Raw genomic sequence first — 22,448 nt, 5'->3', positions numbered from 1 at the left:
CGCATTCTGACATCCGGTACCGACGGTCCACCCGCCTCGCGGCCCTACCGCCCGCGCACCTCGCTGATCGCCGCCGGAACGGTGTGCTGGATCACCGACGCGGGCGCCGGGACCGGCGCGCCCCCGGTGCGGTGTGCGGCGAGGGTCGCCGCCCGGGAGTGGACGAACGCCGCGCACCCCGCCGCCCACCAGGGTTCGAGGCCGGCGGCGAGCAGGGCGCCGATCAGCCCGGAGAGGACGTCGCCGGAGCCTGCCGTCGCCGCCCACGCGTCGTCCGAGGGGTGCACGAGCGCGCGCCCATCCGGGTCCGCGACGACCGTGGCGCTGCCCTTGAGCAGCACCGTCACCCCCAGCTCGGCGGCGGCCCGGCGGGCGGCGGCGACGCGGTCCGGCCCCACCTCGCCCGCGATCCGGGCGAACTCCCCGGCGTGCGGGGTGAGCACGATCGGCCGCCCGGCGAGGCGTCGGCGCAGGTCCGCGTGCCGGGCGAGGAGGGTGATCGCGTCCGCGTCGATGCAGGTCGGGACGTCCCGGTCGAGGACGGCCCCGAGGAGGGCGCGGCCCGCGTCGTCGGTCCCGATGCCCGGGCCCACGGTCCAGGCCTGGGTGCGCCCGGCCTCCTCGATCGAGTCGGTGGCGACCACCTCGGGCCAGGACTGGCCGACCCGTTCCCGCGCCGAGCCCGCGAACCGGACCATCCCGCTGGTGGCGAGCACCGCGGCGCCGGTCGCGAGGACGGCCGCGCCCGGGTAGGTCGCGGAGCCTGCGGCGATCCCGACCACGCCCTGGGTGTACTTGTCGTCCGTGGGGCCGGGGATCGGCCAGCGGGCGCCGACGTCCGCGGCCTCGAGGACCCAGGCGTGCGGCTCACCCTGGGCGCGCACCCCGATGTCGATCACCGTGACCTCGCCGCACCGGGGGCGGGCGAGCGCGTGCACCGGCTTGAGGCCGCCGAACGCGACCGTGCGGTGCGCGGTGACGGCGGGGCCGTCCGTGGCGCCGGTGTCCGCGTCCACGCCGCTGGGCAGGTCCACGGCGACGACGGGGGCGCGCGCCGCCTCGACCAGGCTCGCCGCAGGCTCCCGCAGGCCACCCCGACCGGAGATCCCCACGATCCCGTCGACGAGCACGTCCGCCGAGGTCACGGCCTCACGGGCGGTCTCGGTGTCGGCGGACACCACGCGCCCGCGCGCCCGGCGCAGCGCGGCGAGGCCGCGCGGATGGGCACGCTCCGGGTTCGTCAGGACCGCGGTGACCGCGATCCCGGCCCGGCGCAGCTCCACGCCCGCCCAGAGCGCGTCGCCGCCGTTGTCGCCGGACCCGACGAGCAGGGTGACCCGCCTGCGCCCCGCGAGCACCCGCCGGACCTCTCGGGCCAGCCCGTGGGCCGCACGACGCATGAGGCCGTCCGCCGGCATCTCTGCCAGGAGGACGGCCTCGGCGTCGCGGGTCTGCTGCGCGGTCCAGACGGGGTGCACCCCGCCATTAGACCTCGTTGATGTTGAACTTGACGTCCGAGCCGTCGACGGCGGTGACCGTGGCCACGACGTCGAAGTTGCGCACCGGGCTCTCCACGGTGCAGGTCAGCGTGGCGCCGACCTTCGCGTCCAGGTCGGACGGGCAGTCCACCTTCGTGGGGTCCGTCTGCAGCTGCTCCTTCACCATGGAGGTGATCTCGGACTGCACGTCCTCGCTCGAGACGCTCATGCTGCAGGCGGACAGCCCCAGGAGCAGGCCCCCGGCGGCGACCGTCGTGCCGATGATGCGGGCGATCCTGGCGTTCATGTCTGGTCCCTCGTGTCGGTCCTCGCCGGAGGTGTTCCGGCCTGGTCAGAACGCTATTTCGCCGAGGGCTCCCGGACAGGAGTGGTGCCACCACACCCGGCGGGCGGGTCACCCACCCTTCCCGGGTACGGGTTCGGCGCCCGGCGGGCCGCGGCGGTAGGTTTCCAGTCGTGGCCAGGACCAGCACGTTCACCCGTCCGCCCGCTCTGCGGAACACGAAGGACGCGCTCGAGCAGCTCTCCCGGCCCGGGCCGAACGAGGTGCTGCGCGGGGACCTCGGACTGATCGGGACGCCGGGCGTGGTGTTCGCGCCCGCGTCGGGGCTCGGGCTGCCCGCAGTGGTGTTCGGGCACGACTGGATGCAGCCGACGTCGCGGTACGCCGAGCTGCTGCGCCATCTCGCCTCGTGGGGGATCGTCGCCGCCGCACCCGGGTCGCAGGGCAGCCCCCTCCCCTCGGTGTCGCGGTTGTCCGCGGACCTGCGCACCACGCTCGAGGTGTGCGTGGGGGTCCGGCTCGGCGACGGGGACATCAGCGTCGACTCGCGGCGGACCGCGCTGGCCGGGCACGGGATCGGGGCCTCGGCGGCGCTGCTCGCCGCGGCCGGGCACCCCAAGGTGGCGGCGGTCGTCGCGATCGCGGCCTCGCAGACCCGGCCCTCCCCGGTCGAGGCCGCCAAGGCGATCTCCGTGCCGGGGCTGCACATCGTGGCGGGGAACGACACCGTCGCCCCGGCCGCGGGCCACGCCGAACAGATCGCGGAGGCCTACGCCGGGCCGCACTGGATCCGCACCCTGCCGAAGGCGGGCCACACGGACTTCCTCTCCGGGGTCCACTGGTCGGACCTGGTCCTCTCCGGCGGCCCGAGCACCAAGGTGCGCCGGGTCACCCGCGCGCTGGTCACCGCCTTCCTGCTCAAGGAGCTCTGCGGCGAGGACCGCGTCGACGACCTGGTGGACGGCAAGGTGGGCGGCACGATCCTCTCCGCCCACCCCTGACCGCCCCGCCCGAACCCCGCGAGTCCCCGCTTTCGGACACGCGAGTCCCCGGTATCGGCGCGAGCCGCGCCTGTGCTCGTTCGCGATCGTGAACGAGCGCGGTCGTTGTCGCCCGCCTGCCGAACGGGCGCGGGATCATCGCCGCGTGACGTCCGACCTCCGCCTCGACCCCGCCGGTGTCGCGGCCGCCGCCGCCCGCGCCTCAATGCTCGCCGACGACCTGGAGGTCCTCGCCCGCCGGGCCGCGGAGACCATCGGGGCGACCGATCTGCCCGACGCGCTCGCCGGCGCCCAGCGGATGCTGCACGACACCGCCGCGGTACTGCGCCGGACGGCGGCAGGCGCGGCGGAGGCGGACACGCTGGCAGCGCGGGCGTTCGGCGATCTGCGGCGATGAGGGACTCGGGGGACGCCCTGGCCCGGGAGCTGGCGGCCGCGGCCGCCGAGGCTGCCCGGGTCAGCAGGCTGATCAGCGACAGCTGGTGGGACGACCGCGGTCGCGAGCTGGCCGACAGTGTCGCGCGGGTCGGACACGATCTGGACGTCCAGGCCCGGCGCGCCGCCCGGGTCGCCGAGGAGATCGCCGCCGCGCTGACCTCGGCGCCGACGGCACTACGACTCCCGAGTTCGAATGTCCGCCGCGAGAACGACGACCGCGGCGTCCGCCTCCCGCTGTTCGACGACGGCGACCCGGACCGCGCACCGTCCTGATCGTGTCCTGCGCTCCGGCCGCTCCCGGACATCACGTCCGCAGCGCCCGAGTGTCGGACTCGCGTGTCCGAACGCGGGGACTCGCGGGTGGGTCAGGCCTCGGCGACCACGGCGGCGAGGGCCGTGGCGATGCGGTCGGCGGTGTCCTGGGTCGGGGCCTCCACCATCACCCGCACCAGCTGCTCGGTGCCGGAGGGGCGGAGCAGGACGCGGCCGGTGGAGCCGAGCTCGGCCTCGGCGCGCGCGACCGCGGCAGCGACCGCGGGTGAGGCCGCGACCGCCTCCTTGTCCGCGACGGCCACGTTCTGCAACACCTGCGGCAGGACCGTCACGACGCTCGCGAGATCGGCCAGCGAGCGGCCCGTCGACGCCATGCGCGCCATCAGCCGCAGGGCCGTGAGCAGGCCGTCGCCGGTCGTCGCGTGGCCCGGCAGGACGACGTGCCCGGACTGCTCCCCGCCCAGGCTGAAGCCGTGTTCGCGCAGGTCCTCCAGCACGTACCGGTCCCCGACGGCGGTGGTGCGCAGCGTGATCCCGGCCTCGGACATCGCGATCCGCAGGCCCAGGTTGCTCATCACCGTGGCGACGAGCGTGTCCTCGACGAGCTCGCCCGCCTCCCGCATCGCCAGCGCGAGCACCGCCATGACCTGGTCGCCGTCCACGATCCGGCCGGTGGCGTCGACGGCGAGACAGCGGTCGGCGTCACCGTCGTGGGCGATGCCCAGGTCCGCGCGCTCGCGCACCACGGCCTCGCACAGCGACTCCATGTGCGTGGACCCGACGCCGGCGTTGATGTTCAGCCCGTCCGGCGACGCGTGCAGCGCCACGACCGACGCCCCCGCCTTCGCGTAGGCGGCGGGCGCGGCCTCGGACGCGGCCCCGTGCGCACAGTCGACGACCACGCGCAGCCCCGCCAGCGACGTCGGCGTGCTCGCGAGCAGGTGGGCCAGGTACCGGTCGAGGGCGTCCGGCAGGTCCCGCACCCGGCCGATGTCCGCGCCGGTCGGGCGGGCCCCGCCCGCCGCGAGGCCCTGCTCGATCTCGAGCTCGAGGGCGTCCGGCAGCTTGTGCCCGCCCGCGGCGAAGAGCTTGATGCCGTTGTCCGGCATGGCGTTGTGCGAGGCGGAGATCATCACGCCCAGGTCGGCGCCGAGGGTGCCGACGAGGTGGGCGACCGCGGGCGTGGGCAGCACGCCGAGGCGCACCGCGTCGGCCCCGGCGGAGGCGAGGCCCGCGCACACCGCGGCCTCGAGCATCTCACCGCTGGCGCGGGGGTCCCGCCCGACCAGCACGGCCGGTCGGTCCTTCCCGGAGGCGAGCACGCGGGCGGCCGAGGCGGAAACGGCAACGGCGAGCTCCGGAGTGAGGAGCTCGCCGTTGGCCAGGCCTCGGACGCCGTCGGTTCCGAAGAGTCGACGCATCCGGGTCGTGATCAGCGCTTCGAGTACTGAGGCGCCTTGCGGGCCTTCTTGAGGCCGTACTTCTTGCGCTCGGTGGCGCGGGCGTCCCGGGTGAGGAAGCCGGCCTTCTTCAGCGGCGGGCGGTCCTCGGAGTCCAGCTCGACCAGCGCGCGGGCGATGGCCAGGCGCAGCGCACCGGCCTGGCCGGAGGTGCCGCCGCCGTGCAGGTTGGCGAAGATGTCGAACCGCTCGGTCTTCTCGACCGTGACCAGCGGCTCCTTGATGAGCTGCTGGTGGAGCTTGTTCGGGAAGTAGGTCTCGAGCGACTTGCCGTTCAGCGTGAAGTTGCCGGAACCGGCGACCAGGCGGACCCGGACCACGGCCTCCTTGCGGCGACCCACGGTCTGGACCGGGCGGTCGAGCACGATCGGGGCCTCGACCGCGAACTCGTCCGCGACGGCGTCGGTCTCGTCGCCCGACTCGAACGCGGCGGCGTCGCCGATGGTGTAGTCCAGGCTCTCGCCCGCGGCGGCCTCGTCGGAGACGTAGACCTCCTGCTCGGCAGCGCTGTCCTCGGGGGTGCTCACGCTCTGTCCCTCTTCGTTGCTCGGGTTGGTCACTGCGCGACCTGGGTGATCTCGAACGGCTGCGGCTTCTGCGCCTCGTGCGGGTGCGACGGGCCGGCGTAGACCTTGAGCTTCTTCGCCATCGCCCGGCCGAGCCGGTTGTGCGGCAGCATGCCCTTGATGGCCTTCTCGACCAGGCGGTCCGGGTGCGAGTCGATCATCTCGCCGACCGAGCGCTGCTTGAGCCCGCCCGGGAAGCCGGAGTGGCGGTAGACGAACTTGTCGTCCCGCTTCTTGCCCGAGACCGAGATCTTCTCCGCGTTGATGATCACGACGAAGTCGCCGGTGTCCATGTGCGGGGCGTAGGTGGGCTTGTGCTTGCCGCGCAGGAGCGTGGCAGCGTGGGTGGCCAGGCGACCGAGCACCACGTCGGTGGCGTCGATCACGTGCCAGGCACGGGTGATCTCGCCGGGCTTGGGGCTGTACGTGGGCACGGGTCTACCTCGTCGTTCTCGGGCTCGGAGCTGCCTGAAAAGTCAGTCTCTGTCTCTCGTGCGTCGGTGCGGACGCCGACCGATCACCCTGGGGGGCGACGGCACGGGTCTCCACCCGTCGCACATCGAACAGTCAGGTTACCCGCCGCCTTCGAGCGAGGTCAAAAGACCCCCTCCTGGTGACGAACTCCCTGCTCGGACGAGGGTACGCGGCCCTCGTCCGAGCCGCGGAGCCGGGTCGGGCGCAGCGGCTCACGCCCACCGCTGCGCGTTGGCCTGCTCGACCTGTCGGTAGCCGTCGTTGGCCCGGCCCAGCGCGGTGCCGATCCGGGCGAGCACGGCGGCGAGGTCCGCCGCGGCGGTGTCCCACTGCCGCTGCCGGGCCGCGTAGTCGGTGGCCGCCCGGCCCTCCCAGGTCGCGACGAGCGGGGCGAGCTCGCGCCTGAGGTCGTCCAGCCGGGCGGCGATCGACGCCGCCGTGCCCGCCACCGCCGTCTGGGCGGCCGCGAGCTCCGCGAACGTGACTCGGATCTCCACGGCGCTCAGCCCAGGGCCGCGCGGATCGCGGACAGCCCGGCGGAGCCGTCCTCCTCGGCGCGGGCGTAGCTCACCCCGGACCCGACGATCGCCTCGCCGATGCCGCGCAGCGCCGCGGACAAGGCGCGCGCGTCGGCGTCCCACCGGGCCATGAGTCCCTCGAACGCGAGCGCCGCCTCCCCGCGCCACGCCCCGGCCAGCGGTGCGAGCTGCCCGCGCAGCGCCGCGAGCTGGGCCTGGACCTGGTCGTCGGTCGCGAGGACCTGGCGGCCCGCGCGCGCCATCTCCTCCGTGGTCGTGCCGAATCCGCCTGCCATGACGGCTCCTCTCGTCGGGTGGGGGGAGCCTCGCGCGCCGGGCCGCCGCCCGGGCCCGAACGCACGGAAGGCGTTAGCGATCGCGAACGAGGGAGTCCCGGACGACGGCGCACGCCTGCGCCGCCGCGCGGCAGCCGACGGCGAGCTGGTCGGTCCGGTCGAACCGCACCCACCACTCGACGTCACCCTCCCGGTAGCGCGTCCACTCCCCCTCGGTCCACAGCGCGAGGCCGGGCGGCGCCAGCGCCCGCAGCTCGGCCGCCGCCCGGGCGGGCTCGACGTCCGCGTCGTACCCCAGCGGGGTCCGCTCGACGACGATCGCCGCCGTCGCATCGGGCTGTCCGGCCGGGGCGAGCAGGACCCGCCGCAGCTCGGGGGCGCCGCCGGCGTGGACCCATCCCGGCGGGACGGCGAGGCGGTAGCCGTGCGCGACGAGCCCGTCGGCGGGCACCGGCAGCAGGGTCCCGAGGCCGAGCAGCGCGACGGCGGCGAGCAGCCCCGCGGCGACGGCGAGGACCCGGGGCGTCCGGGAGCGCGGTGGGGGCGCGGGGAGGGCGACCGCCGCCCCCGCGAGGTCGGCGGGCGCCGGGCCCGACTCGAGCGGGGTCGTCTCGAGCGGCGTCTCGACCAGCGTCGACTCGACCAGCGCCGACTCGAGCAGCGCCGTCTCCGGCCGTTCGGCCACCCGCACCGGACCGACGCCCGCCGCGTCGCAGAGCTCGGCGAGCAGCGGGGTGCGCGCCACGCCGCCGACCAGCAGCAGCGGCCGTCCCCGCGGGAGCCGGGCGACGATCGCGGCGAGGACCGGGGCGAGCGCGGCGCCGAGCTCCTCCCGCGTGACGCGCACCGGGCCCGCCGCGGTGTCCACGGTTGCCGCGGGACACAGCGACAGGGCCTCGCGGACCGCTCGCGCCTCCGCCTCGGGAAGCCCCGGAAGCGCCGCACGCCCCCGACCGATCCGCTCCGCCACGAGCTCCTGCACCGCCCGGTCGAGGTCCCGGCCGCCCAGCGGGATCGCCGCGACCACCCGGCCGTCGTGCCGCACGCGGGTCCCGCCGGCGCCGAGGTCCACGACCATCCCCGGCGGCCCCGCCGCCGCGACCACGCGCGCACCGGGTCGGAAGGCCGTCGCCTGCACGCCCGCGGGGAGCACACCCAGCAGCTCCACCCGCCCGTCGCGGACCTCGGCGACCCGCCGCCCGTCGACCACCAGCACGCTCACCGGCCCTCCCCTCGTGAGCGGCGATCGTCGCCCTGGCGACGATCGCCGCTCACGGCTCCCGCCACCCGAGCTGCACCGGCCGGGTGCCCGCCCGGTCCACCCACACCCCGCGCCCCGGGGGTTGGGCGCTCGCGCGGACCGAGCCGACCAGCGGCCCCTCGTCCGGCGAACCGTGCAGCACGATCGCGGGCCCGCCCAGCTCCCGCAGCCGTGCGAGCACCGGGTCGAACAGGGCCCGGGAGGCACCCGCGACCCGGCGGGTCAGGACGACGTGCAGGCCGAGGTCCGCGCCGTCGGCGAGCAGCTCGGCCAAGGGCGCCAACGGGTTCGTCGCCGCGCCGGGCGGGACCGCGAGGTCGTGGTCGTCGACGAGGACCCAGACCTCGGGCCCGCTCCACCAGTCCCGCGCCCGGAGCCGCTCGGCGGTGACCTCGGGGCCCGGCCTGCGCCGGGTCAGCGAGGCGACCAGGTCACCGACGGCCGCCGCGATGGCCGTGGGCGTGACCGCGTGCTCCAGGACGTGATCGGCGGGCAGCGCACCGAGCAGGGCGCGGCGCGGGTCGATCGCGACGATCCGCGCGTCGGTCCGCGCCACCCGGTCCGCGACGAGGCGGAGCAGCCCGGTCTTGCCGCTGCCCGGGTCGCCGAGGCAGAGCAGGTGTCCGGCGCCGAGCGGGACGGGGTCCCCCGCCTCGTCGACGCCGATCGCGTCGGGCGGCAGGGCGTCCGCGGCGATCCGGGCCGGGAGCACCCGGACCGGCGGGAAGGCGGGACCGGGGGCGACCGGCGCGGTGCCGTGGGCGAGCACCATGGCGTCTCCGTCGGGGGCGAGCCCGTGGCCGGGCCGGGCCGGGACCGCGGCCGCCCGACGGCGGTCCACATCGGAGTCCCCCGGCTCGCCCAGCCGCAGCTCCAGCCGCAGCCCGAGCTGGTCGCGCACCGCGGGCCGCAGCTCACCCCAGCGGGACACCGACACCGCGAGGTGGACGCCGTAGGCCAGCCCGCGGTGGGCGATCGCGGCGATCCATCCCGCCGCCTCGTCGGCCGCGGCCCATCCCCCCGCCCAGTCCGCGGTGGACGCCGCGAGCCCGTCGACTACGAGCAGGACGTCGGTGGCGGGCTCGCCGAACGACTCGCCCGCCGCCCGCCGGGCCCGGAACTGCGCGACCGACCCGATCCCCTCGGCCCGGAACAGCCCCTCGCGCCGCGCGAGGACGCCCGCCACCTCCGCGAGGACCCGGCGCACCCGGTCGGGCTCGGCGCGCCCCGCGACCGTGCCGACGTGCGGGAGGTCCTCGAGCGCGGCGAGCGCTCCGCCGCCGAGGTCGAGGACGTGCACACCCAGCTCGGTCGGGTCGTGGGCGCGGGCGAACGCCCGGACGAGCGTCGCGAGCGCGGTGGACTTCCCCGACCGCGGCCCGCCCGCGACGGCGACGTGCCCCGCCGGCCCGGCCAGGTCGACGACGAGCGGGTCCCGCCGCTGCCGCGCGGGCCGGTCGACCAGACCGACCGCCACCCGCAGCCCGGAGCCGACCGGGAGGTCGGCGAGCGCGGGTGAGACGTCGAGCGGCGGGAGCCAGACCCGGTGTGCCGCAGGGCCGCCGAGTGCCGTCACCGCCGCGACGGCGGTCGTCAGCACCGAGTCCTCGACCGCCTCCTCGCGCGGTGCGGGCGCGGCCACCGGGGCGGCGGTGAACCGGTGGATCCGCCGCGCGCCCGCCCGGACCCGCCGGGTCCCGCCGGAGACGAAGGCCCCGCGGAAGCGCACCAGCTGGTCGGTGCCCGCCGCGAGGATCGCCGAGCCGGGGGTGGGGGGCAGGGCGTGGGCGTCCGGCACGCCGAGGACCGCCCGGGACTCCGAGGCCGAGAACGTCCGCAGCGCGATCCGGTACGACAGGTGGGACTCCAGCCCCCGCAACCGGCCCTCGTCGAGCCGCTGGGACGCCAACAGCAGGTGCAGCCCCAGCGAGCGACCCAGCCGACCGACGGTCACGAACAGGTCCACCAGCTCCGGGCGCCGGGCCACGAGCTCGGAGAACTCGTCGACCACGATCATCAGCACGGGCAGCGGGGCCAGGCCGGGGTCGGCGAGGCGGGCCGCCTCGTACTCGGCGATCCCGGCGAGGTTCCCGGCGGCCCGCAGTAGCTCCTGGCGCCGGGTGATCTCGCCGCTGACCGCGTCCGCCATGCGGTCGACCAGGGTCAGCTCGTCGGCGAGGTTCGTGATGACCGCCGAGACGTGCGGCAGCCCGGTGAGCCCCAGGAAGGTCGCGCCGCCCTTGAAGTCGACGAGCACGAGGTTCAGCTCGTCCGGCCCGTGCGCGAGGACCAGGCCGACCACGAGCGCCCGCAGCAGCTCGCTCTTACCCGAGCCGGTGGCGCCCACGCAGAGCCCGTGCGGGCCGCTCCCGCCGAGCGCGGACTCCTTGAGGTCCAACAGGAGCGGGCGACCGACGTCGTCGACGCCCAGCGGCACCCGCATCCGGTCCGCGGCCGAGCGCCCGGCCCGCAGCGCCGCCACGCCCGCCGGCCCGGGACCGGGCAGACCCAGCAGGTCGAGCAGGCCGTGGGCGGTGTGCCCCGGGCGCCGTTCGGCGCCCTCGGGCCGGTACCGCGCGAGCCGCCGGGCCGCCGCCAGCGCCTCGTCGGCGGTCAGCGCGTCGAGGGTCTCGACGGGCGCGGGGTCGGCGAGTCGCACCCGGACCACCGACGGGCCCTCGCGGCGTCCGGCCGCGACCCCGACCCGCAGCACCCCGACCCCGTCGGCCGCGGCCCACGCCCCGGGGCCCTCCGGCCCGTCGACCACGACGAGCAGCTGCCGGGGCTCCGGGTCGGCGGCCCACCACCGCCGGAGGACGTCCGGGTCGCCGGTCAGCATCCGGACGGGGCCCAGCGCATCCTGCTCGACCGCGTGGGCCGTGTGCGGCAACCACTTCACCCAGTCCCATGCGGAGTCGCCGAGCACCGCGACGCGGGCGTCGGCGGGCGAGTGCCACAGCGCGAACCCCACGACGAGGGCGCGGGCGACCGCCCGGGCCCGCTCCGGTGGCCCGTCCAGCCACACCGGGGCCCGCAGGTCGACGGCGACCGGCAGCCCGGGGACCACCGAGTGGTGCGCGAGCAGGCGCCGGATAGCCTGCGCCGCAACGGGTTCGACGCCGTCCACAGGCCCGGTGCGGGGCGCGACCAGCGGGGTGGCGAGGCGCTGCGGGCCGAGCCCGATCCGGACGTGGGCGAAGTCGTCGTCCGCCGGGTCGCGCTCCCAGAGCCTGCCCGCGGCGAGCACCTCCGGCCACGCGGTGACGGGGGGATGGACGTGCTCGACCGCGCGGCGCTGGGTCGCGGCGACCGCCCGCGCCCGCCTGCGCAACCCGGCGAGGTAGCGGAGGTAGTCGCGGCGGTCCTCGTCGAGGGAGGCGGTCCGTTCGGCGCCGCGGGCGGTCCCGCCGCCCACCAGCATCCCGACCGACGACATCGCGAACATCCCGCCGAACACCCACGACGTGGGGTGCTGGACCCCCATCACCGCGACGATCCCGGCCGAGCCGAGGAGCATCGCGACCGGCAGCGCGCGGGCGAGCACACCGGGCGGGACCGCGCGCTCCGGCTCCGGCGGCGGCTCCAGGTGCAGCTCCCCCGACGGCACGGGCGGCACGTCGCGCCGTCTCCTGCGCACCGCGATCGTGCCCATCTCGCCCCCAGTGTCGCCAAAACGCCCCGCGCGGGTGCCCGGTCCGCCGATACTGCGGCAGACCCCCGCTCCCGCGAGGCGTTTTGGAGGAACCGGTGGAGGGTTACCGGCGGGTGACGGTGCTCGGGCCGCGGTCCACGGTGGACGTCGCGCTGCCCGCGGACGTCGCCGTGGCGGAGCTGGCGCCGATGCTCGTCGAGCTGTTCGACGAGCCGCCGTCCGGCGCGCCCGCGCCCTGGCGGCTGGACGGTGTCGCGGGCGCACCGCTGCCGCCCTCGGCCACACTCGCCCAGCTCGGTGTGCTGGACGGGGAGCTGCTCCGGATCGGCCCGGCCCGCCCGGCCCCCGCCCCGCCGCGCTTCGACGACCTGCCGGAGGCGCTGGCCGCCGCGGTCGCCGACCGGGCCGGGGGCGCGGACCCGACACCGGCCTTCGCCTGCCTGGCCGCGGCGCTGGTCCTGGCCCTCGGGCTGGCCGGCCTGCGGTCGGACCCGACCTGGTCGGTCGTCGGCGCCGTGCTCGGTCTGCTCACCTCCGCTGCGCTGCTGACGGCCGTGGCGCGGACGATCACCCGCGAGCCGGACGCCGGCCGCGCCGGACCGGAGGGCGGGCGCCCCGGACCGGGCGATGGACCGGACGACGTCCACCCCGGACCCGAGTCGCTGACCGGCGCGGCCGGACCCGCCGCGGGCCGCCCCGCGCGCACCGCCTGGGCACTGGCAGCGGTTCCGCTCGCCGCGGCAGCCGGGTGGCTGGCACTCCCCGGCCCGGCCGGACCGCTGGGCGCCGCGGTGGCTGCCGCGCTCGCGGCGTTCGCGGCGCAGGCCGTGCTCCGGGTCGTGGCGCCCGCGGTCCTCGCGGTCTTTCTCGTCCTGTCGACGACAGCACTGGGAGCCGCGTTCGCGCTGGTCAGTGGAGCCTCACCGGCGGGCGTCGGGACCGCGACGGCGTTGTTCGCGCTGCTCGCGGCCCCGCTGGCGCCGCGGTGGGCGCTCGGTCTGGCGGGCCTGAACCCGGCGGGCGGGCCGCCCGACGGCGCCGTCGCGCTCGCGCGCGGCCACCTCGCCGCGCTGATCCTCGCGGTCGCGACCCTCGTCGCGGGCGGCGCGGTGCTCGCCGCCACCGGCTCCGGCTGGTGGGGGCCCGCGTTCGGGGTCGTCTGCAGCGTCGTGCTCGCCCTGCGGGCGCGCGGCTTCGCCGCCGCCGTGCCCGCGCGGGCCCAGCAGGGCGCCGCCGTGCTCGCGGCCGCGGCGATCGCGGTGGTGGCGCCGGGCCCGCCGGGGCTCCGCCTCGCCGCGCTGGCGGTGGGACTCGGCGGGCTGCTCGTCGTCGCCACGGTGTCCCGGCCACCGCTGGGGCCGGTCGCCCGGCGGACGGTGGATCTCGCCGAGCTCGCGCTGACCGCCCTCGCCGTGCCCCTCGCCGTCCTCGCGCTGGACCTGTTCTCCCTGGTCCGCGGCTCATGATCACCCTCCGGTCGCTGGCCGCGGTGCTGCTCGCGCTCGGACCTCTCGCACCCGGCCCCGCGCCCGGGCCCGCGGACGGGCTGCGGCAGGTCACCGAGTGCGTGGCGCCGGGGAGCACCGGAGGGGGCGGCGGGCTCGCGTTGCGCGAGGTCCACGCCCTCGCCGACGGCGCCGGGGTGCGGGTCGCGGTGATCGACACCGGGGTCGCGCCGCATCCGCGGCTGGCCGCGCTGACCGGCGGCGGCGACTACCTGACCGGCGGCGACGGCCTCACCGACTGCGACGGCCACGGCACCGCGGTCGCCGGGGTCCTCGCCGCCACCCCCAGCCCGGAGGACGACGTCGTCGGGGTCGCGCCGGGGGTCGAGGTGGTGTCGATCCGCCAGGCCAGCCCGTCGTTCACGGTGCCCGTGGGGGACGGCGCCCGGGCGGCGGGGGACACGGCCACGCTCGCCGCGGCGCTCGGGCGGGCGGTGCGGCTCGGTGCCTCGGTGGTGACGGTCAGCGAGACCGTCTGCCTGGACGCGGCACGCGCGGAGGCCGTCGGACGGCCGTTGGCGGCGGCGCTGCGGGCGGCGGCGGAGGCGGACGTCCTCGTGGTCGCCGCCGCGGGCAACGTCGGCTCCGGCGGCTGCACCGGCGCCCCCGGGGAGGTCCCGCTCCCCGCGGGCGTGGGGACCGCGGCGGGCGGTCCGCTCGCCGACGGCGTGCTCGTCGTCGGCGCCACCACGCCCGACGACGCTCCCGCGGCCTTCACCGTCCGCGGGCCGTGGGTCGATCTGGCCGCCCGCGGCACCGCGCTGCGCTCGCTCGCCGCGGGGGGCGGCCTGACCGCGCCGACCCTGCAGGGCACGAGCCTGGCGGTGCCGGTGGTCGCCGGGGCGGCCGCGCTCGTCCGGCAGCGCTTCCCGGGCCTGTCCGCCGCCGCGGTCGCCGACCGCCTCGTCGCGACGGCCCGCGTCCCGGCCGCCGACCCGGAGGCGGTCGGGGCGGGGGTCGTCGACCCGCTCGCGGCCCTGACCGCGCTGCCCCGGCCCGGTACCGCCGCCGATCCGGTGGCCCCCCGCCCCGCCGCGGCCCCGGCCGTCCCGCGACCGCGGGTCCCGACCTGGGTCCCGCTGCTCGCGGTGGCGGCGGTGTCCGCCCTGGTCGCCGCGCTGCCGTTGCTCGCCCGGCGCCTGCGTTCCTGAGCGGTCAGCCTGCCCCGACGGCCTGGGCCAGGTCGACGGTGCCGCCCCGGGGCAGCAGGCGGAGCAGGCTCTCGGGGACCTCGGGGAGCGCAGGCGGCAGACCGAGGGCGGCGGCCGTGGCCGCGTCCGCCACGCCGTAGGCGACGCCGGCGGCCGAGACCAGCCACACCGTTCCGCCGCCCGTCGGCGAGGTCGACCGGACGGCGCCCGCCCCCGCCACCAGCACGCCGTCGACCCGCGCGGCACCGGCCGCGATCGGCGGCTCCCCCGCGCTCAGCCCCCAGCGCCCCGACCAGGTCGCGCACACCGGTCCGGTCGGTTCCTCCCACGTCGGCGCGGCGCCGGGCCAAGCCGCGACGGGCAGGACGCTGCGCTGGGGCGCCTCGGCCACCACGGCGGGCGCCACCTCCCGCGGTCCGGCCCCGCCGCGCGCCCGGAGGACCTCGGCGACGGTCGCGGGCACCTCCTGCACCCCGCCGGGCAGCACCGCGTACAGGCGCACCCGGCCGTCGACGCCGGTGGTGCTCAGCACGTCCCCGGGCCGGCCCGGTACGGCGGCGGGGCCCGCTCCCCCGGCGACCTCGGGGAGGGCGAACGCGGGCCCCTCCGGGAGGGCGGACAGGACGGCCGCGGGGACCGTCACCGGCGCCCGGGCGCCGAGCCCCAACGCGGTGCGCACGGACTCGTCCCCGACCGGGTGCCGCACGCCGTCCACCACGGCGACCGTGTCGCCGCCCGGCGTCCGCGCCCAGAGCGCCCGCACCGGTTCGCCGCCGCCGGTCGCCGCGCCCGCCAGGACCACCACCCCGTCGGGGCCGTCGCACACGCCCCAGCCGCCCGGCATCGGGGCGGGCCGCACCCCGGTGGCTCCCGACACCGCGGCGGGCGGGGTGCGCGCGGCGGTGGCGAGCACCTCGTCCGGCACCAGTCGCGGCTCTCCGGGCGGCTGCCCCGCCGCGGCCAGGACCAGGCGGGCCGCGACGGCGTCCACCACCGGGACGAGCCGCTCGGGGTCGCGCAGCACGGCGAACACCGCCCCCGACGGCGTCCCGACCACGATGGACTCCCGCGACCACTCGGGCCGCGGCGCGAACGCGGCGTACACGGCCACCGCGACCAGGCCCAGCACCGCCAGCACGGCGCCGACCAGGGTGGCGCGCCGCTGGGACCGCAGCTGCTCGTGCAGCGGCACGGGGTCCGCGCGGACCAGTGCCGCCTCCAGCCGGCGCAGACCGTAGCGGTGGGCGTCGGCCTGGTCCCTGGTCGCGGGTGGGCGGGGAATCATGACGGCGCGGGTGGGCGGGGGATCATGACGGCACGGGACGGCGGGGGATCACCACCGCCGGACGGTAGCCCGCAGGGACCGCTCCCCGGGGCGGAACGGAACTATTCGGCGACCCCGATGTCCTCGTTCCAGAGCTCCGGCCGCGCGGCGATGAAGTCCTCCATCAGCCCGACGCAGCGCGGGTCGTCGAGCACGGTGACCGTCACGCCGTGCTCGGCGAGCCAGTCGTGCCCGCCGTGGAAGGTCCGCGCCTCGCCGATGACCACCGCGCCGATGCCGAACTGGCGGATCAGGCCGCTGCAGTACCAGCACGGCGAGAGGGTGGTGACCATCGTGGTGCGCCGGTAGTCCCGCTGGCGGCCCGCGTTCCGGAAGGCCGCCGTCTCCCCGTGGACCGACGGGTCGTCGTCCTGGACCCGACGGTTGTGGCCGCGGCCCAACACCTCGCCGTCCGGCCCCAGGAGCGCGGCCCCGATCGGGATCCCGCCCGACGCCAGCCCCGCCCGGGCCTCCTCCAACGCGATCTCCAGCCCATGGTTCATGGCACGAACGTAATACCCTGGCGGCGTGGAACCAGCGGACCTCGACCTCCTCCGCCGGTACGAACCGATCCTGCGCTACACCCACGGCGAGCTGTTCCTGCCGATCGCCGTGGACGACTACGTCGCCCGCTGCTCGCTCTGGGACGAGCGGGACACCCCGGTCGTGCCCGCCGGGGAGCTCACCCTGGAGTCGCTGGCCGAGCAGGGGCGTCGGCGCCGCGAGCACCGGATGCACCTGCGGTTCGTGCAGAAGTCCCTGCGCGCCAAGGAGGTCCGCCGCTGGCGGCGCACGGACCGGCCGCGGGTCGGCGGGATCGGGCGGTTCGCCGCGGTGGGGGTGATCGCCCGGCTGATCGACGTCCTGCTGCGGCTGTCGCTGCTGGTGCGCGGCAAGGTCCCGAACGGCCTGGTCGCGGCGGCCCACCAGGGCAGCAAGGACCTGCACGGGGCGACCTACTACGGGCGGGTCGTGCGCAGCGCGGGCTATACCGTGCTGCAGTACTGGTACTTCTACGCCTTCAACGACTGGCGCTCGACCTTCCACGGGGTCAACGACCACGAGGCCGACTGGGAGAACGTCTGCGTCTACCTCGTCCCGGGCGAGAACGGCGGCGAGAACGAGCTCGTGCCCGCCTGGGTCGCGGGTTCCTCGCACGACCACACCGGGGACGACCTGCGCCGCCGCTGGGACGACCCGCTGCTGGACCGGTCCGGTGACCACCCGGTCCTCTACCCCGGCGCGGGCTCGCACTCGCACGCGTTCGTCGCCGGGGACTACGTCGTCAGCGTCGGGCTGCCCGCGCTGCGGGCGGTCCTGCGCACGATCCAGCGGATGCGCCGCTGGCTGATGCCGTTCGCGCCCGAGCCGGGCACCGGCAGCTTCGACATCCCGTTCATCGACTACGCCCGGGGCGACGGCGTCGCGCTCACCGCGTGGACCCGGGTCCCGGTGGACGACGGCACCCCCTGGATCCGGGACTACCGGGGCCTGTGGGGCCTGGACACGAAGGACTCCTTCGGCGGCGAGCGGGCGCCCGCGGGACCCCGCTACGAGCGCGACGGGTCGGTCCGCCGCTCCTGGGCGGACCCGCTCGGCTGGGCGGGCCTGGACAAGGTGCCCGCCACCGCGGACGAGGAGGTCGCCGCGCTCGAGGAGCGGATGAAGCTCCTGCAGGTCCGGGTGGACGAGCTGGAGACCGAGATCGCGGGCGAACGGCTCGCGGTCCGCGGGCTGTACGCCGAGATCCGTTCGCTCACCGCCCACACCGACGCCGCCCCCGGCCGCCCCGCGCACCTCGAGGAGCTGCGCGCCCGCGAGACGGCCCTGGCGGGGCTCGTCGCCGAGCGGGTGCGACTCACCGAGGAGATCGACGTCCAGTCCGACCGGCTCGCCCGCCCCCGCCCGCCGGGCCCGCCGGACGCCCATCTGAACCGCCCGCACCTGCCCTACGTGGTGCCCGCGGACCTCCGCTCGCGCTTCCTGCGGGTCTGGGCCGCGCTGTCCATCCCGGTGCTCATCGGCGGGCTCGGCGCGCTGCTCTACTGGCCGCACCTGTCCACGCTGCTGTGGTTCGCGGTGGGGCTCGTCGCGTTCGCGATCGTCGAGTCGGTGGCGCGGCGGCGCTCCGTCGAGTTCGCCGCCAGCCTGGCAGGCCTCGCGATCACCGCGTTGGTGGTGACGGGCCTGGTGATCGCCCTGCTGAGCGGCTGGAAGATCGTGCTGGCGGGCTCACTGGCCCTGGCCGCGCTGCTCCTGCTGGTGGTCAACGTCCGCGAGCTCCGCGGCCGCTGACGCGCCGTTCACCGGGTGCGGACGTTGCGGGTGATCTCGGTGCGCGCCGCGAGCTCGGCGTCGGCGGGGTAGTCCACACCCACCAGCGTCAGGCCGTGGGCGGGGGCGACCGGGATGCCGGACTCGCGCTCCCGGCGGGCCAGCAGCGAGGCCGGCCAGTCGACCGGCTTGCGGCCCCGGCCCACCTCCAGCATCGCGCCCACGAGGCTGCGGACCATGCTGTGGCAGAAGGCGTCCGCCGAGACCTGTGCGGTCAGCACACCGTCCGCCGCGGACCAGGTGAACCGCTCCAGCCCCCGGACCGTGGTGGCGCCCTCGCGATGCTTGCAGTAGGCCGCGAAGTCGTGTTCGCCCACCAGCAGGGCCGAGGCGGCGTTGACCGCCTCCAGACTCACCGGGTACGGCCAGGACATGGTGTCGCGGGCGCGCAGCGGATCCGCACCCCACGGGGTCACGGCGACGCGGTACGCGTAGTGGCGGCGCAGGGCCGCGAACCGGGCGTCGAACGCGGGGGGCACGGGCGTCACGGCGCGCACCCGGACGTCCGACGGGAGGATCCGGGCCAGCCGCCGCACCAGCCAGACCGGGTCGAGGGAGTCGTCGAGATCCGCGTGCACGACCTGGCCCGACGCGTGCACCCCGGCGTCCGTCCGGCCGGCGACGGTCAGCGAGACCTCGGCGCGCAGGACCCGGGACAGCGCGTCCGTCAGCACGCCCTGCACGGTCCGCAGACCGGGCTGGACCGCCCAGCCGGAGAAGTCCGTGCCGTCGTAGGAGACGTCCAGGCGAAAGCGAGCGAGCCCGCCGTCCGGGAGGACGGCGGGCTCGTTCACAGGGGAGGACTCACTCAGAGTCGGTCTCCTGCTGGGACTTCGGCAGCGAGAAACCGGCGGCCTCGGCGGCCTCGGGGGTGGCGAACCAGACCTCGGCCACGGTGCGGTCGTAGTGCGACGAACCGGGGACGTGGTACAGCATCGAGTCCGCGTTGCCCTTGATCTCGAAGCCCTCGGGGGCCTCGGCCGGGTCCTCCAGCGGGGCGTGGCTGCCCTCGCCGTAGGGCGCCTCGTTGGTCGACGCCGACTCCTCGACCTCCGCAACCTGCAGTGCCTCGGCGGCCTCGGTCGAGTCCGTCTGAGCGGCCTCGATCTTCTCCTCGGTCACCTCGGGCTCGGCGGTGGTGGCCGCCTGCGAGGCCGCGGCCCGGCGAGCACGGTTGGCCTCGTCGGTGACGGTCTTCTGCTGGATCAGCTCGATCACGGCCATGGGGGCGTTGTCGCCCTTGCGCGGCATGGTCTTGGTGATCCGGGTGTAGCCACCGTTGCGGTCCGCGTAGAACGGGCCGATCTCCTCGACGAGCCGGTGCACGACCGACTTGTCGCGGATGACCTTCATGATCTGACGGCGGTTGTGCAGGTCGCCCTGCTTCGCCTTCGTGATCAGCCGCTCGGCGTACGGACGGAGCCGCCGGGCCTTGGCCTCGGTGGTGGTGATCCGGCCGTGCTGGAACAGCGCGGTCGCCAGGTTGGCCAGGATCAGCCGCTGGTGAGCGGGCGACCCGCCGAGGCGGGCACCCTTGGTGGGCTGAGGCATGGCTACAACTGCTCCGTTTCTGCGTAGTCCTGGCCGTCGTCGCCGAACGGGTCGGCGTCGTAGCCACCGTCGCTGCCGTAGTCGGAGGCAGCGGCGGACGGGTCGAACCCGGGCGGGCTGTCCTTCAGGGCGAGGCCGAGGCCGACGAGCTTCATCTTGACCTCGTCGATCGACTTCGCGCCGAAGTTGCGGATGTCCAGCAGGTCCGCCTCGCTGCGCCCGACGAGCTCACCCACGGTGTGGATGCCCTCGCGCTTGAGGCAGTTGTAGGACCGGACGGTGAGGTCCAGCTCCTCGATCGGCATCGCGAAGGCCGCGATGGTGTCCGCCTCCTGCGGCGACGGACCGATCTCGATGCCCTCGGCGTCGACGTTCAGCTCGCGGGCGAGGCCGAACAGCTCGACGAGGGTCTTGCCCGCCGACGCCAGCGCGTCACGCGGGCCGATGCTGGGCTTGGTCTCGACGTCCAGCACCAGCTTGTCGAAGTCCGTGCGCTGCTCGACACGGGTGGCCTCGACCTTGTAGGTCACCTTGAGCACCGGCGAGTAGATCGAGTCGACCGGGATGCGGCCGATCTCGGCGCCGGTGGCCTTGTTCTGCATGGCCGGGACGTAGCCACGACCCCGCTCGACGACGAGCTCCACCTCGAGGCGGCCCTTGTCGTTCAGCGTGGCGATGTGCAGGTCCGGGTTGTGCACGGTGACGCCGGCCGGGGGGACGATGTCCCCCGCGGTGACCGCGCCGGGGCCCTGCTTGCGCAGGTACATCGTGACCGGCTCGTCCTCCTCGGAGGAGACCACCAGCTCCTTGAGGTTCAGGATGATGTCGGTGACGTCCTCCTTCACCCCCGGGACCGTGGTGAACTCGTGGAGCACGCCGTCGATGCGGATGCTGGTCACGGCCGCGCCCGGGATGGACGACAGCAGCGTGCGGCGGAGCGAGTTGCCGAGTGTGTAGCCGAAGCCGGGCTCGAGCGGCTCGATGACGAACCGCGACCGGGTCTCGGTGACCGAGTCCTCGGTGAGGGTGGGGCGCTGAGAGATCAGCACGGTGTGACTCCTTCGTAGGCCGCGACACCCACTATTTGATGCCGCAGTGAGCCCCCCGCCCCACTGCAGGGCGGGGGGACCGGACGCACGCGCCCGGGGGATACAGCCTTACTTCGAGTAGAGCTCGACGATCAGCTGCTCGGTGACCTGCGTGTCGATCTGCGCCCGCTCCGGGAGCTGGTGCACGAGGATCCGCAGGGTCGACGGCACGACCTGCAGCCAGGCCGGCACCGGACGGTCGCCGACGAGCTCCTTGGCGATCACGAACGGGTCCAGCGCCATGCTCTTCGGCTTGACGTCGATGATGTCGTACTGCGAGACGCGGAAGCTGGGGATGTTCACCTTCTGGCCGTTGACCAGGAAGTGCCCGTGGTTCACCAGCTGGCGCGCCATCCGCCGGGTGCGCGCGAGGCCCGCCCGGTAGACGACGTTGTCCAGCCGCGACTCGAGGATGCGGAGCAGCTCGTCACCGGTCTTGCCGGAACGGCGGTTCGCCTCCTCGTAGTAGCTGCGGAACTGCTTCTCCAGCACGCCGTAGGCGAAGCGCGCCTTCTGCTTCTCCTGCATCTGCAGGAGGTACTCGGTCTCCTTGATCCGGATCCGGCCGTGCTGACCGGGCGGGTAAGGGCGACGCTCGAACGCCTGGTCGCCGCCGACGAGGTCGACCTTCAGTCGGCGGGACTTGCGAGTCATGGGTCCGGTGTAACGAGCCATGAGTTGTTACTCCCTTTCCCTTAGACCCGGCGCCGCTTGGGCGGGCGGCATCCGTTGTGCGGCTGGGGGGTGACGTCCGAGATCGTCCCGACCTCGAGGCCTGCGGCCTGGAGCGAACGGATCGCGGTCTCGCGGCCCGAACCCGGGCCCTTGACGAAGACGTCGACCTTCTTCATGCCGTGCTCGGCCGCCTTGCGGGCGGCGGACTCGGCGGCCATCTGCGCCGCGAACGGCGTGGACTTGCGCGAGCCCTTGAAGCCGACGTGACCGGCCGAGGCCCACGCGATGACGGCACCGGTCGGGTCCGTGATGGACACGATGGTGTTGTTGAACGTCGACTTGATGTGGGCGTGGCCCAGCGCGACGTTCTTCTTCTCCTTGCGGCGGACCTTCTTGGGTCCCGCCGCACCACGGGTGCGGGGCGGCATTACTTCTTACCTGCCTTCTTCTTACCGGCGACCGTCTTCTTCGGGCCCTTGCGGCCGCGCGCGTTGGTCTTGGTGCGCTGGCCACGGACCGGAAGTCCGCGACGGTGCCGGATGCCCTGGTAGCACCCGATCTCGATCTTGCGCCGGATGTCGGCCTGGACCTCGCGGCGGAGGTCACCCTCGACGCGGAGGTTCGCCTCGATGTACTCGCGGAGCGAGGCGAGCTGCTCGTCGGTCAGGTCCTTGCTGCGCAGGTCCTTGCTGATGTCCGTCGCAGCCAGGATCTCGAGGGAGCGGGAACGCCCGATCCCGTAGATGTAGGTCAGTGCGACCTCCATCCGCTTGTCGCGGGGGAGGTCGACACCAGAGAGTCGTGCCATGCGGCTGGTGTCTCCTTGTGTCGTGCCGGGTACTCCCGACGGCCGTCCGGGGTGACTGGCCCCGGCTCCGGCCCGGTACCGGAGGTGTACCGCCCCTCGTCTGGGACGGCAGGTCCGTCGGGTTCCTCTGTTGAGCTGTGCCTTACCGCTTCAAGCGGTGATCAGCCCTGGCGCTGCTTGTGGCGCAGGTTCTCGCAGATCACCATGACCCGCCCGTGACGGCGGATCACCTTGCACTTGTCGCAGATCGGCTTGACGCTCGGCTTGACCTTCACGTCTGTCGATCCTTCT

Annotated in this window: 24 protein-coding genes; 6 read left to right on the top strand and 18 right to left on the bottom strand. The window is 75.7% G+C overall.

Going from position 1 to position 22,448, the window contains the following annotated elements; translation table 11 throughout:
- Positions 1 to 44: 44 nt before the first annotated feature.
- Positions 45 to 1,478 carry an NAD(P)H-hydrate dehydratase gene (locus BLS43_RS04515; protein ID WP_093077088.1) on the bottom strand — a complete coding sequence of 478 codons (1,434 nt, stop codon included), beginning with the start codon at positions 1,476 to 1,478 and terminating at the stop codon, positions 45 to 47.
- Between the two features lie 7 nt (positions 1,479 to 1,485).
- Positions 1,486 to 1,785 (bottom strand): DUF4333 domain-containing protein, encoded by a 300-nt coding sequence (locus BLS43_RS04510; protein WP_093077085.1) that lies wholly within the window; start codon positions 1,783 to 1,785, stop codon positions 1,486 to 1,488.
- A gap of 170 nt (positions 1,786 to 1,955) precedes the next feature.
- On the opposite strand from BLS43_RS04510, the gene BLS43_RS04505 reads away from it, so the two are divergent.
- From BLS43_RS04505 to BLS43_RS04495, 3 genes are all read left to right on the top strand, one after another.
- Positions 1,956 to 2,783, top strand: a complete 828-nt coding sequence (locus tag BLS43_RS04505; protein ID WP_093077083.1) for a dienelactone hydrolase family protein — start codon at positions 1,956 to 1,958, stop codon at positions 2,781 to 2,783.
- Positions 2,784 to 2,928: 145 nt separating this feature from the next.
- Positions 2,929 to 3,180 (top strand): hypothetical protein, encoded by a 252-nt coding sequence (locus BLS43_RS04500; RefSeq protein WP_093077080.1) that lies wholly within the window; start codon positions 2,929 to 2,931, stop codon positions 3,178 to 3,180.
- Positions 3,177 to 3,494: a hypothetical protein gene (locus tag BLS43_RS04495; protein ID WP_093077077.1), complete on the top strand. Its 318-nt coding sequence runs from the start codon at positions 3,177 to 3,179 to the stop codon at positions 3,492 to 3,494. The genes BLS43_RS04500 and BLS43_RS04495 overlap by 4 nt, the downstream gene beginning before the upstream one ends.
- Positions 3,495 to 3,586: 92 nt before the next feature.
- Here BLS43_RS04495 and glmM read toward each other — a convergent pair whose 3' ends face one another.
- The 7 genes from glmM to eccCa form a co-directional block, all read right to left on the bottom strand.
- The gene (glmM, locus tag BLS43_RS04490; protein ID WP_093077074.1) at positions 3,587 to 4,915 is read right to left on the bottom strand and encodes a phosphoglucosamine mutase; all 1,329 of its coding nucleotides are present in this window, start codon (positions 4,913 to 4,915) and stop codon (positions 3,587 to 3,589) included.
- An 11-nt stretch (positions 4,916 to 4,926) separates the two neighbouring features.
- Positions 4,927 to 5,481 carry a 30S ribosomal protein S9 gene (gene rpsI, locus BLS43_RS04485; RefSeq protein WP_093077477.1) on the bottom strand — a complete coding sequence of 185 codons (555 nt, stop codon included), beginning with the start codon at positions 5,479 to 5,481 and terminating at the stop codon, positions 4,927 to 4,929.
- Between the two features lie 29 nt (positions 5,482 to 5,510).
- Positions 5,511 to 5,954, bottom strand: coding sequence for a 50S ribosomal protein L13 (gene rplM, locus BLS43_RS04480; protein ID WP_093077071.1), 444 nt, complete (start codon positions 5,952 to 5,954; stop codon positions 5,511 to 5,513).
- Positions 5,955 to 6,206: 252 nt separating this feature from the next.
- Complete coding sequence (locus BLS43_RS04475; RefSeq protein ID WP_093077068.1) at positions 6,207 to 6,491, bottom strand: WXG100 family type VII secretion target; 285 nt, start codon at positions 6,489 to 6,491, stop codon at positions 6,207 to 6,209.
- A gap of 5 nt (positions 6,492 to 6,496) precedes the next feature.
- Positions 6,497 to 6,808 (bottom strand): WXG100 family type VII secretion target, encoded by a 312-nt coding sequence (locus tag BLS43_RS29815; protein WP_093077065.1) that lies wholly within the window; start codon positions 6,806 to 6,808, stop codon positions 6,497 to 6,499.
- 73 nt (positions 6,809 to 6,881) lie between these two features.
- A complete protein-coding gene (locus tag BLS43_RS29810) occupies positions 6,882 to 8,030 on the bottom strand; it encodes an Hsp70 family protein (protein WP_093077062.1) in 1,149 nt (382 codons plus the stop codon).
- A 49-nt stretch (positions 8,031 to 8,079) separates the two neighbouring features.
- A complete protein-coding gene (gene eccCa, locus BLS43_RS04460; RefSeq protein ID WP_093077059.1) occupies positions 8,080 to 11,721 on the bottom strand; it encodes a type VII secretion protein EccCa in 3,642 nt (1,213 codons plus the stop codon).
- Positions 11,722 to 11,816: 95 nt separating this feature from the next.
- Between eccCa and BLS43_RS04455 the strand changes: the two genes are divergently transcribed.
- Both BLS43_RS04455 and BLS43_RS04450 read left to right on the top strand, forming a co-directional pair.
- Positions 11,817 to 13,187: an EsaB/YukD family protein gene (locus tag BLS43_RS04455; protein WP_176921158.1), complete on the top strand. Its 1,371-nt coding sequence runs from the start codon at positions 11,817 to 11,819 to the stop codon at positions 13,185 to 13,187.
- A complete protein-coding gene (locus tag BLS43_RS04450; RefSeq protein ID WP_093077053.1) occupies positions 13,184 to 14,377 on the top strand; it encodes a S8 family serine peptidase in 1,194 nt (397 codons plus the stop codon). The genes BLS43_RS04455 and BLS43_RS04450 overlap by 4 nt, the downstream gene beginning before the upstream one ends.
- A gap of 4 nt (positions 14,378 to 14,381) precedes the next feature.
- On the opposite strand, the gene eccB is transcribed toward BLS43_RS04450, so the two are convergent.
- Both eccB and BLS43_RS04440 read right to left on the bottom strand, forming a co-directional pair.
- Positions 14,382 to 15,662, bottom strand: a complete 1,281-nt coding sequence (gene eccB, locus BLS43_RS04445; RefSeq protein ID WP_093077050.1) for a type VII secretion protein EccB — start codon at positions 15,660 to 15,662, stop codon at positions 14,382 to 14,384.
- Positions 15,663 to 15,763: 101 nt separating this feature from the next.
- Positions 15,764 to 16,204 carry a nucleoside deaminase gene (locus BLS43_RS04440; protein WP_093077047.1) on the bottom strand — a complete coding sequence of 147 codons (441 nt, stop codon included), beginning with the start codon at positions 16,202 to 16,204 and terminating at the stop codon, positions 15,764 to 15,766.
- Positions 16,205 to 16,229: 25 nt separating this feature from the next.
- Between BLS43_RS04440 and BLS43_RS04435 the strand changes: the two genes are divergently transcribed.
- The gene (locus tag BLS43_RS04435) at positions 16,230 to 17,996 is read left to right on the top strand and encodes a hypothetical protein (protein WP_093077044.1); all 1,767 of its coding nucleotides are present in this window, start codon (positions 16,230 to 16,232) and stop codon (positions 17,994 to 17,996) included.
- Positions 17,997 to 18,004: 8 nt separating this feature from the next.
- Here the strand turns inward: BLS43_RS04435 and truA are convergent, their stop codons facing one another.
- From truA to rpmJ, 7 genes are all read right to left on the bottom strand, one after another.
- Entirely contained in the window at positions 18,005 to 18,829 is an 825-nt protein-coding gene (truA, locus tag BLS43_RS04430; RefSeq protein WP_245707283.1) for a tRNA pseudouridine(38-40) synthase TruA, read from the bottom strand.
- A 10-nt stretch (positions 18,830 to 18,839) separates the two neighbouring features.
- Complete coding sequence (gene rplQ / locus BLS43_RS04425; RefSeq protein ID WP_093077042.1) at positions 18,840 to 19,586, bottom strand: 50S ribosomal protein L17, sunset domain variant; 747 nt, start codon at positions 19,584 to 19,586, stop codon at positions 18,840 to 18,842.
- Positions 19,587 to 19,588: 2 nt separating this feature from the next.
- Positions 19,589 to 20,635: a DNA-directed RNA polymerase subunit alpha gene (locus tag BLS43_RS04420; protein ID WP_093077039.1), complete on the bottom strand. Its 1,047-nt coding sequence runs from the start codon at positions 20,633 to 20,635 to the stop codon at positions 19,589 to 19,591.
- A 108-nt stretch (positions 20,636 to 20,743) separates the two neighbouring features.
- Positions 20,744 to 21,349, bottom strand: coding sequence for a 30S ribosomal protein S4 (gene rpsD, locus BLS43_RS04415; RefSeq protein ID WP_093077037.1), 606 nt, complete (start codon positions 21,347 to 21,349; stop codon positions 20,744 to 20,746).
- A gap of 20 nt (positions 21,350 to 21,369) precedes the next feature.
- Entirely contained in the window at positions 21,370 to 21,777 is a 408-nt protein-coding gene (rpsK, locus tag BLS43_RS04410; protein WP_093077035.1) for a 30S ribosomal protein S11, read from the bottom strand.
- Positions 21,777 to 22,157, bottom strand: a complete 381-nt coding sequence (gene rpsM / locus BLS43_RS04405) for a 30S ribosomal protein S13 (RefSeq protein WP_093077032.1) — start codon at positions 22,155 to 22,157, stop codon at positions 21,777 to 21,779. Before rpsM ends, rpsK begins: the two co-directional genes overlap by 1 nt.
- 161 nt (positions 22,158 to 22,318) lie before the next feature.
- Positions 22,319 to 22,432, bottom strand: a complete 114-nt coding sequence (gene rpmJ / locus BLS43_RS04400) for a 50S ribosomal protein L36 (RefSeq protein ID WP_015883600.1) — start codon at positions 22,430 to 22,432, stop codon at positions 22,319 to 22,321.
- Between the last annotated feature and the right edge of the window lie 16 nt (positions 22,433 to 22,448).

Origin of the sequence: Pseudonocardia oroxyli (genome assembly GCF_900102195.1) — a bacterium.
In the GTDB taxonomy this organism is placed as follows: Bacteria; Actinomycetota; Actinomycetes; order Mycobacteriales; family Pseudonocardiaceae; genus Pseudonocardia; species Pseudonocardia oroxyli.
The sequence above is the reverse complement of the archived record's forward strand: the minus strand, read 5'-3'. Positions and strand labels throughout refer to the sequence as shown.

Excerpts from the sequence above, each read along its gene's own strand:
- eccB (WP_093077050.1), bottom strand. The coding sequence starts at position 15,662 with ATGATTCCCCGCCCACCCGCGACCAGGGACCAGGCCGACGCCCACCGC.
- BLS43_RS29815 (WP_093077065.1), bottom strand. The coding sequence starts at position 6,808 with ATGGCAGGCGGATTCGGCACGACCACGGAGGAGATGGCGCGCGCGGGC.
- BLS43_RS04510 (WP_093077085.1), bottom strand. The coding sequence starts at position 1,785 with ATGAACGCCAGGATCGCCCGCATCATCGGCACGACGGTCGCCGCCGGG.
- rpsK (WP_093077035.1), bottom strand. The coding sequence starts at position 21,777 with ATGCCGCCCCGCACCCGTGGTGCGGCGGGACCCAAGAAGGTCCGCCGC.
- BLS43_RS04450 (WP_093077053.1), top strand. The coding sequence starts at position 13,184 with ATGATCACCCTCCGGTCGCTGGCCGCGGTGCTGCTCGCGCTCGGACCT.
- BLS43_RS04440 (WP_093077047.1), bottom strand. The coding sequence starts at position 16,204 with ATGAACCATGGGCTGGAGATCGCGTTGGAGGAGGCCCGGGCGGGGCTG.
- rpsD (WP_093077037.1), bottom strand. The coding sequence starts at position 21,349 with ATGGCTCGTTACACCGGACCCATGACTCGCAAGTCCCGCCGACTGAAG.
- BLS43_RS04495 (WP_093077077.1), top strand. The coding sequence starts at position 3,177 with ATGAGGGACTCGGGGGACGCCCTGGCCCGGGAGCTGGCGGCCGCGGCC.
- glmM (WP_093077074.1), bottom strand. The coding sequence starts at position 4,915 with ATGCGTCGACTCTTCGGAACCGACGGCGTCCGAGGCCTGGCCAACGGC.
- rplQ (WP_093077042.1), bottom strand. The coding sequence starts at position 19,586 with ATGCCTCAGCCCACCAAGGGTGCCCGCCTCGGCGGGTCGCCCGCTCAC.
- eccCa (WP_093077059.1), bottom strand. The coding sequence starts at position 11,721 with ATGGGCACGATCGCGGTGCGCAGGAGACGGCGCGACGTGCCGCCCGTG.
- rpsM (WP_093077032.1), bottom strand. The coding sequence starts at position 22,157 with ATGGCACGACTCTCTGGTGTCGACCTCCCCCGCGACAAGCGGATGGAG.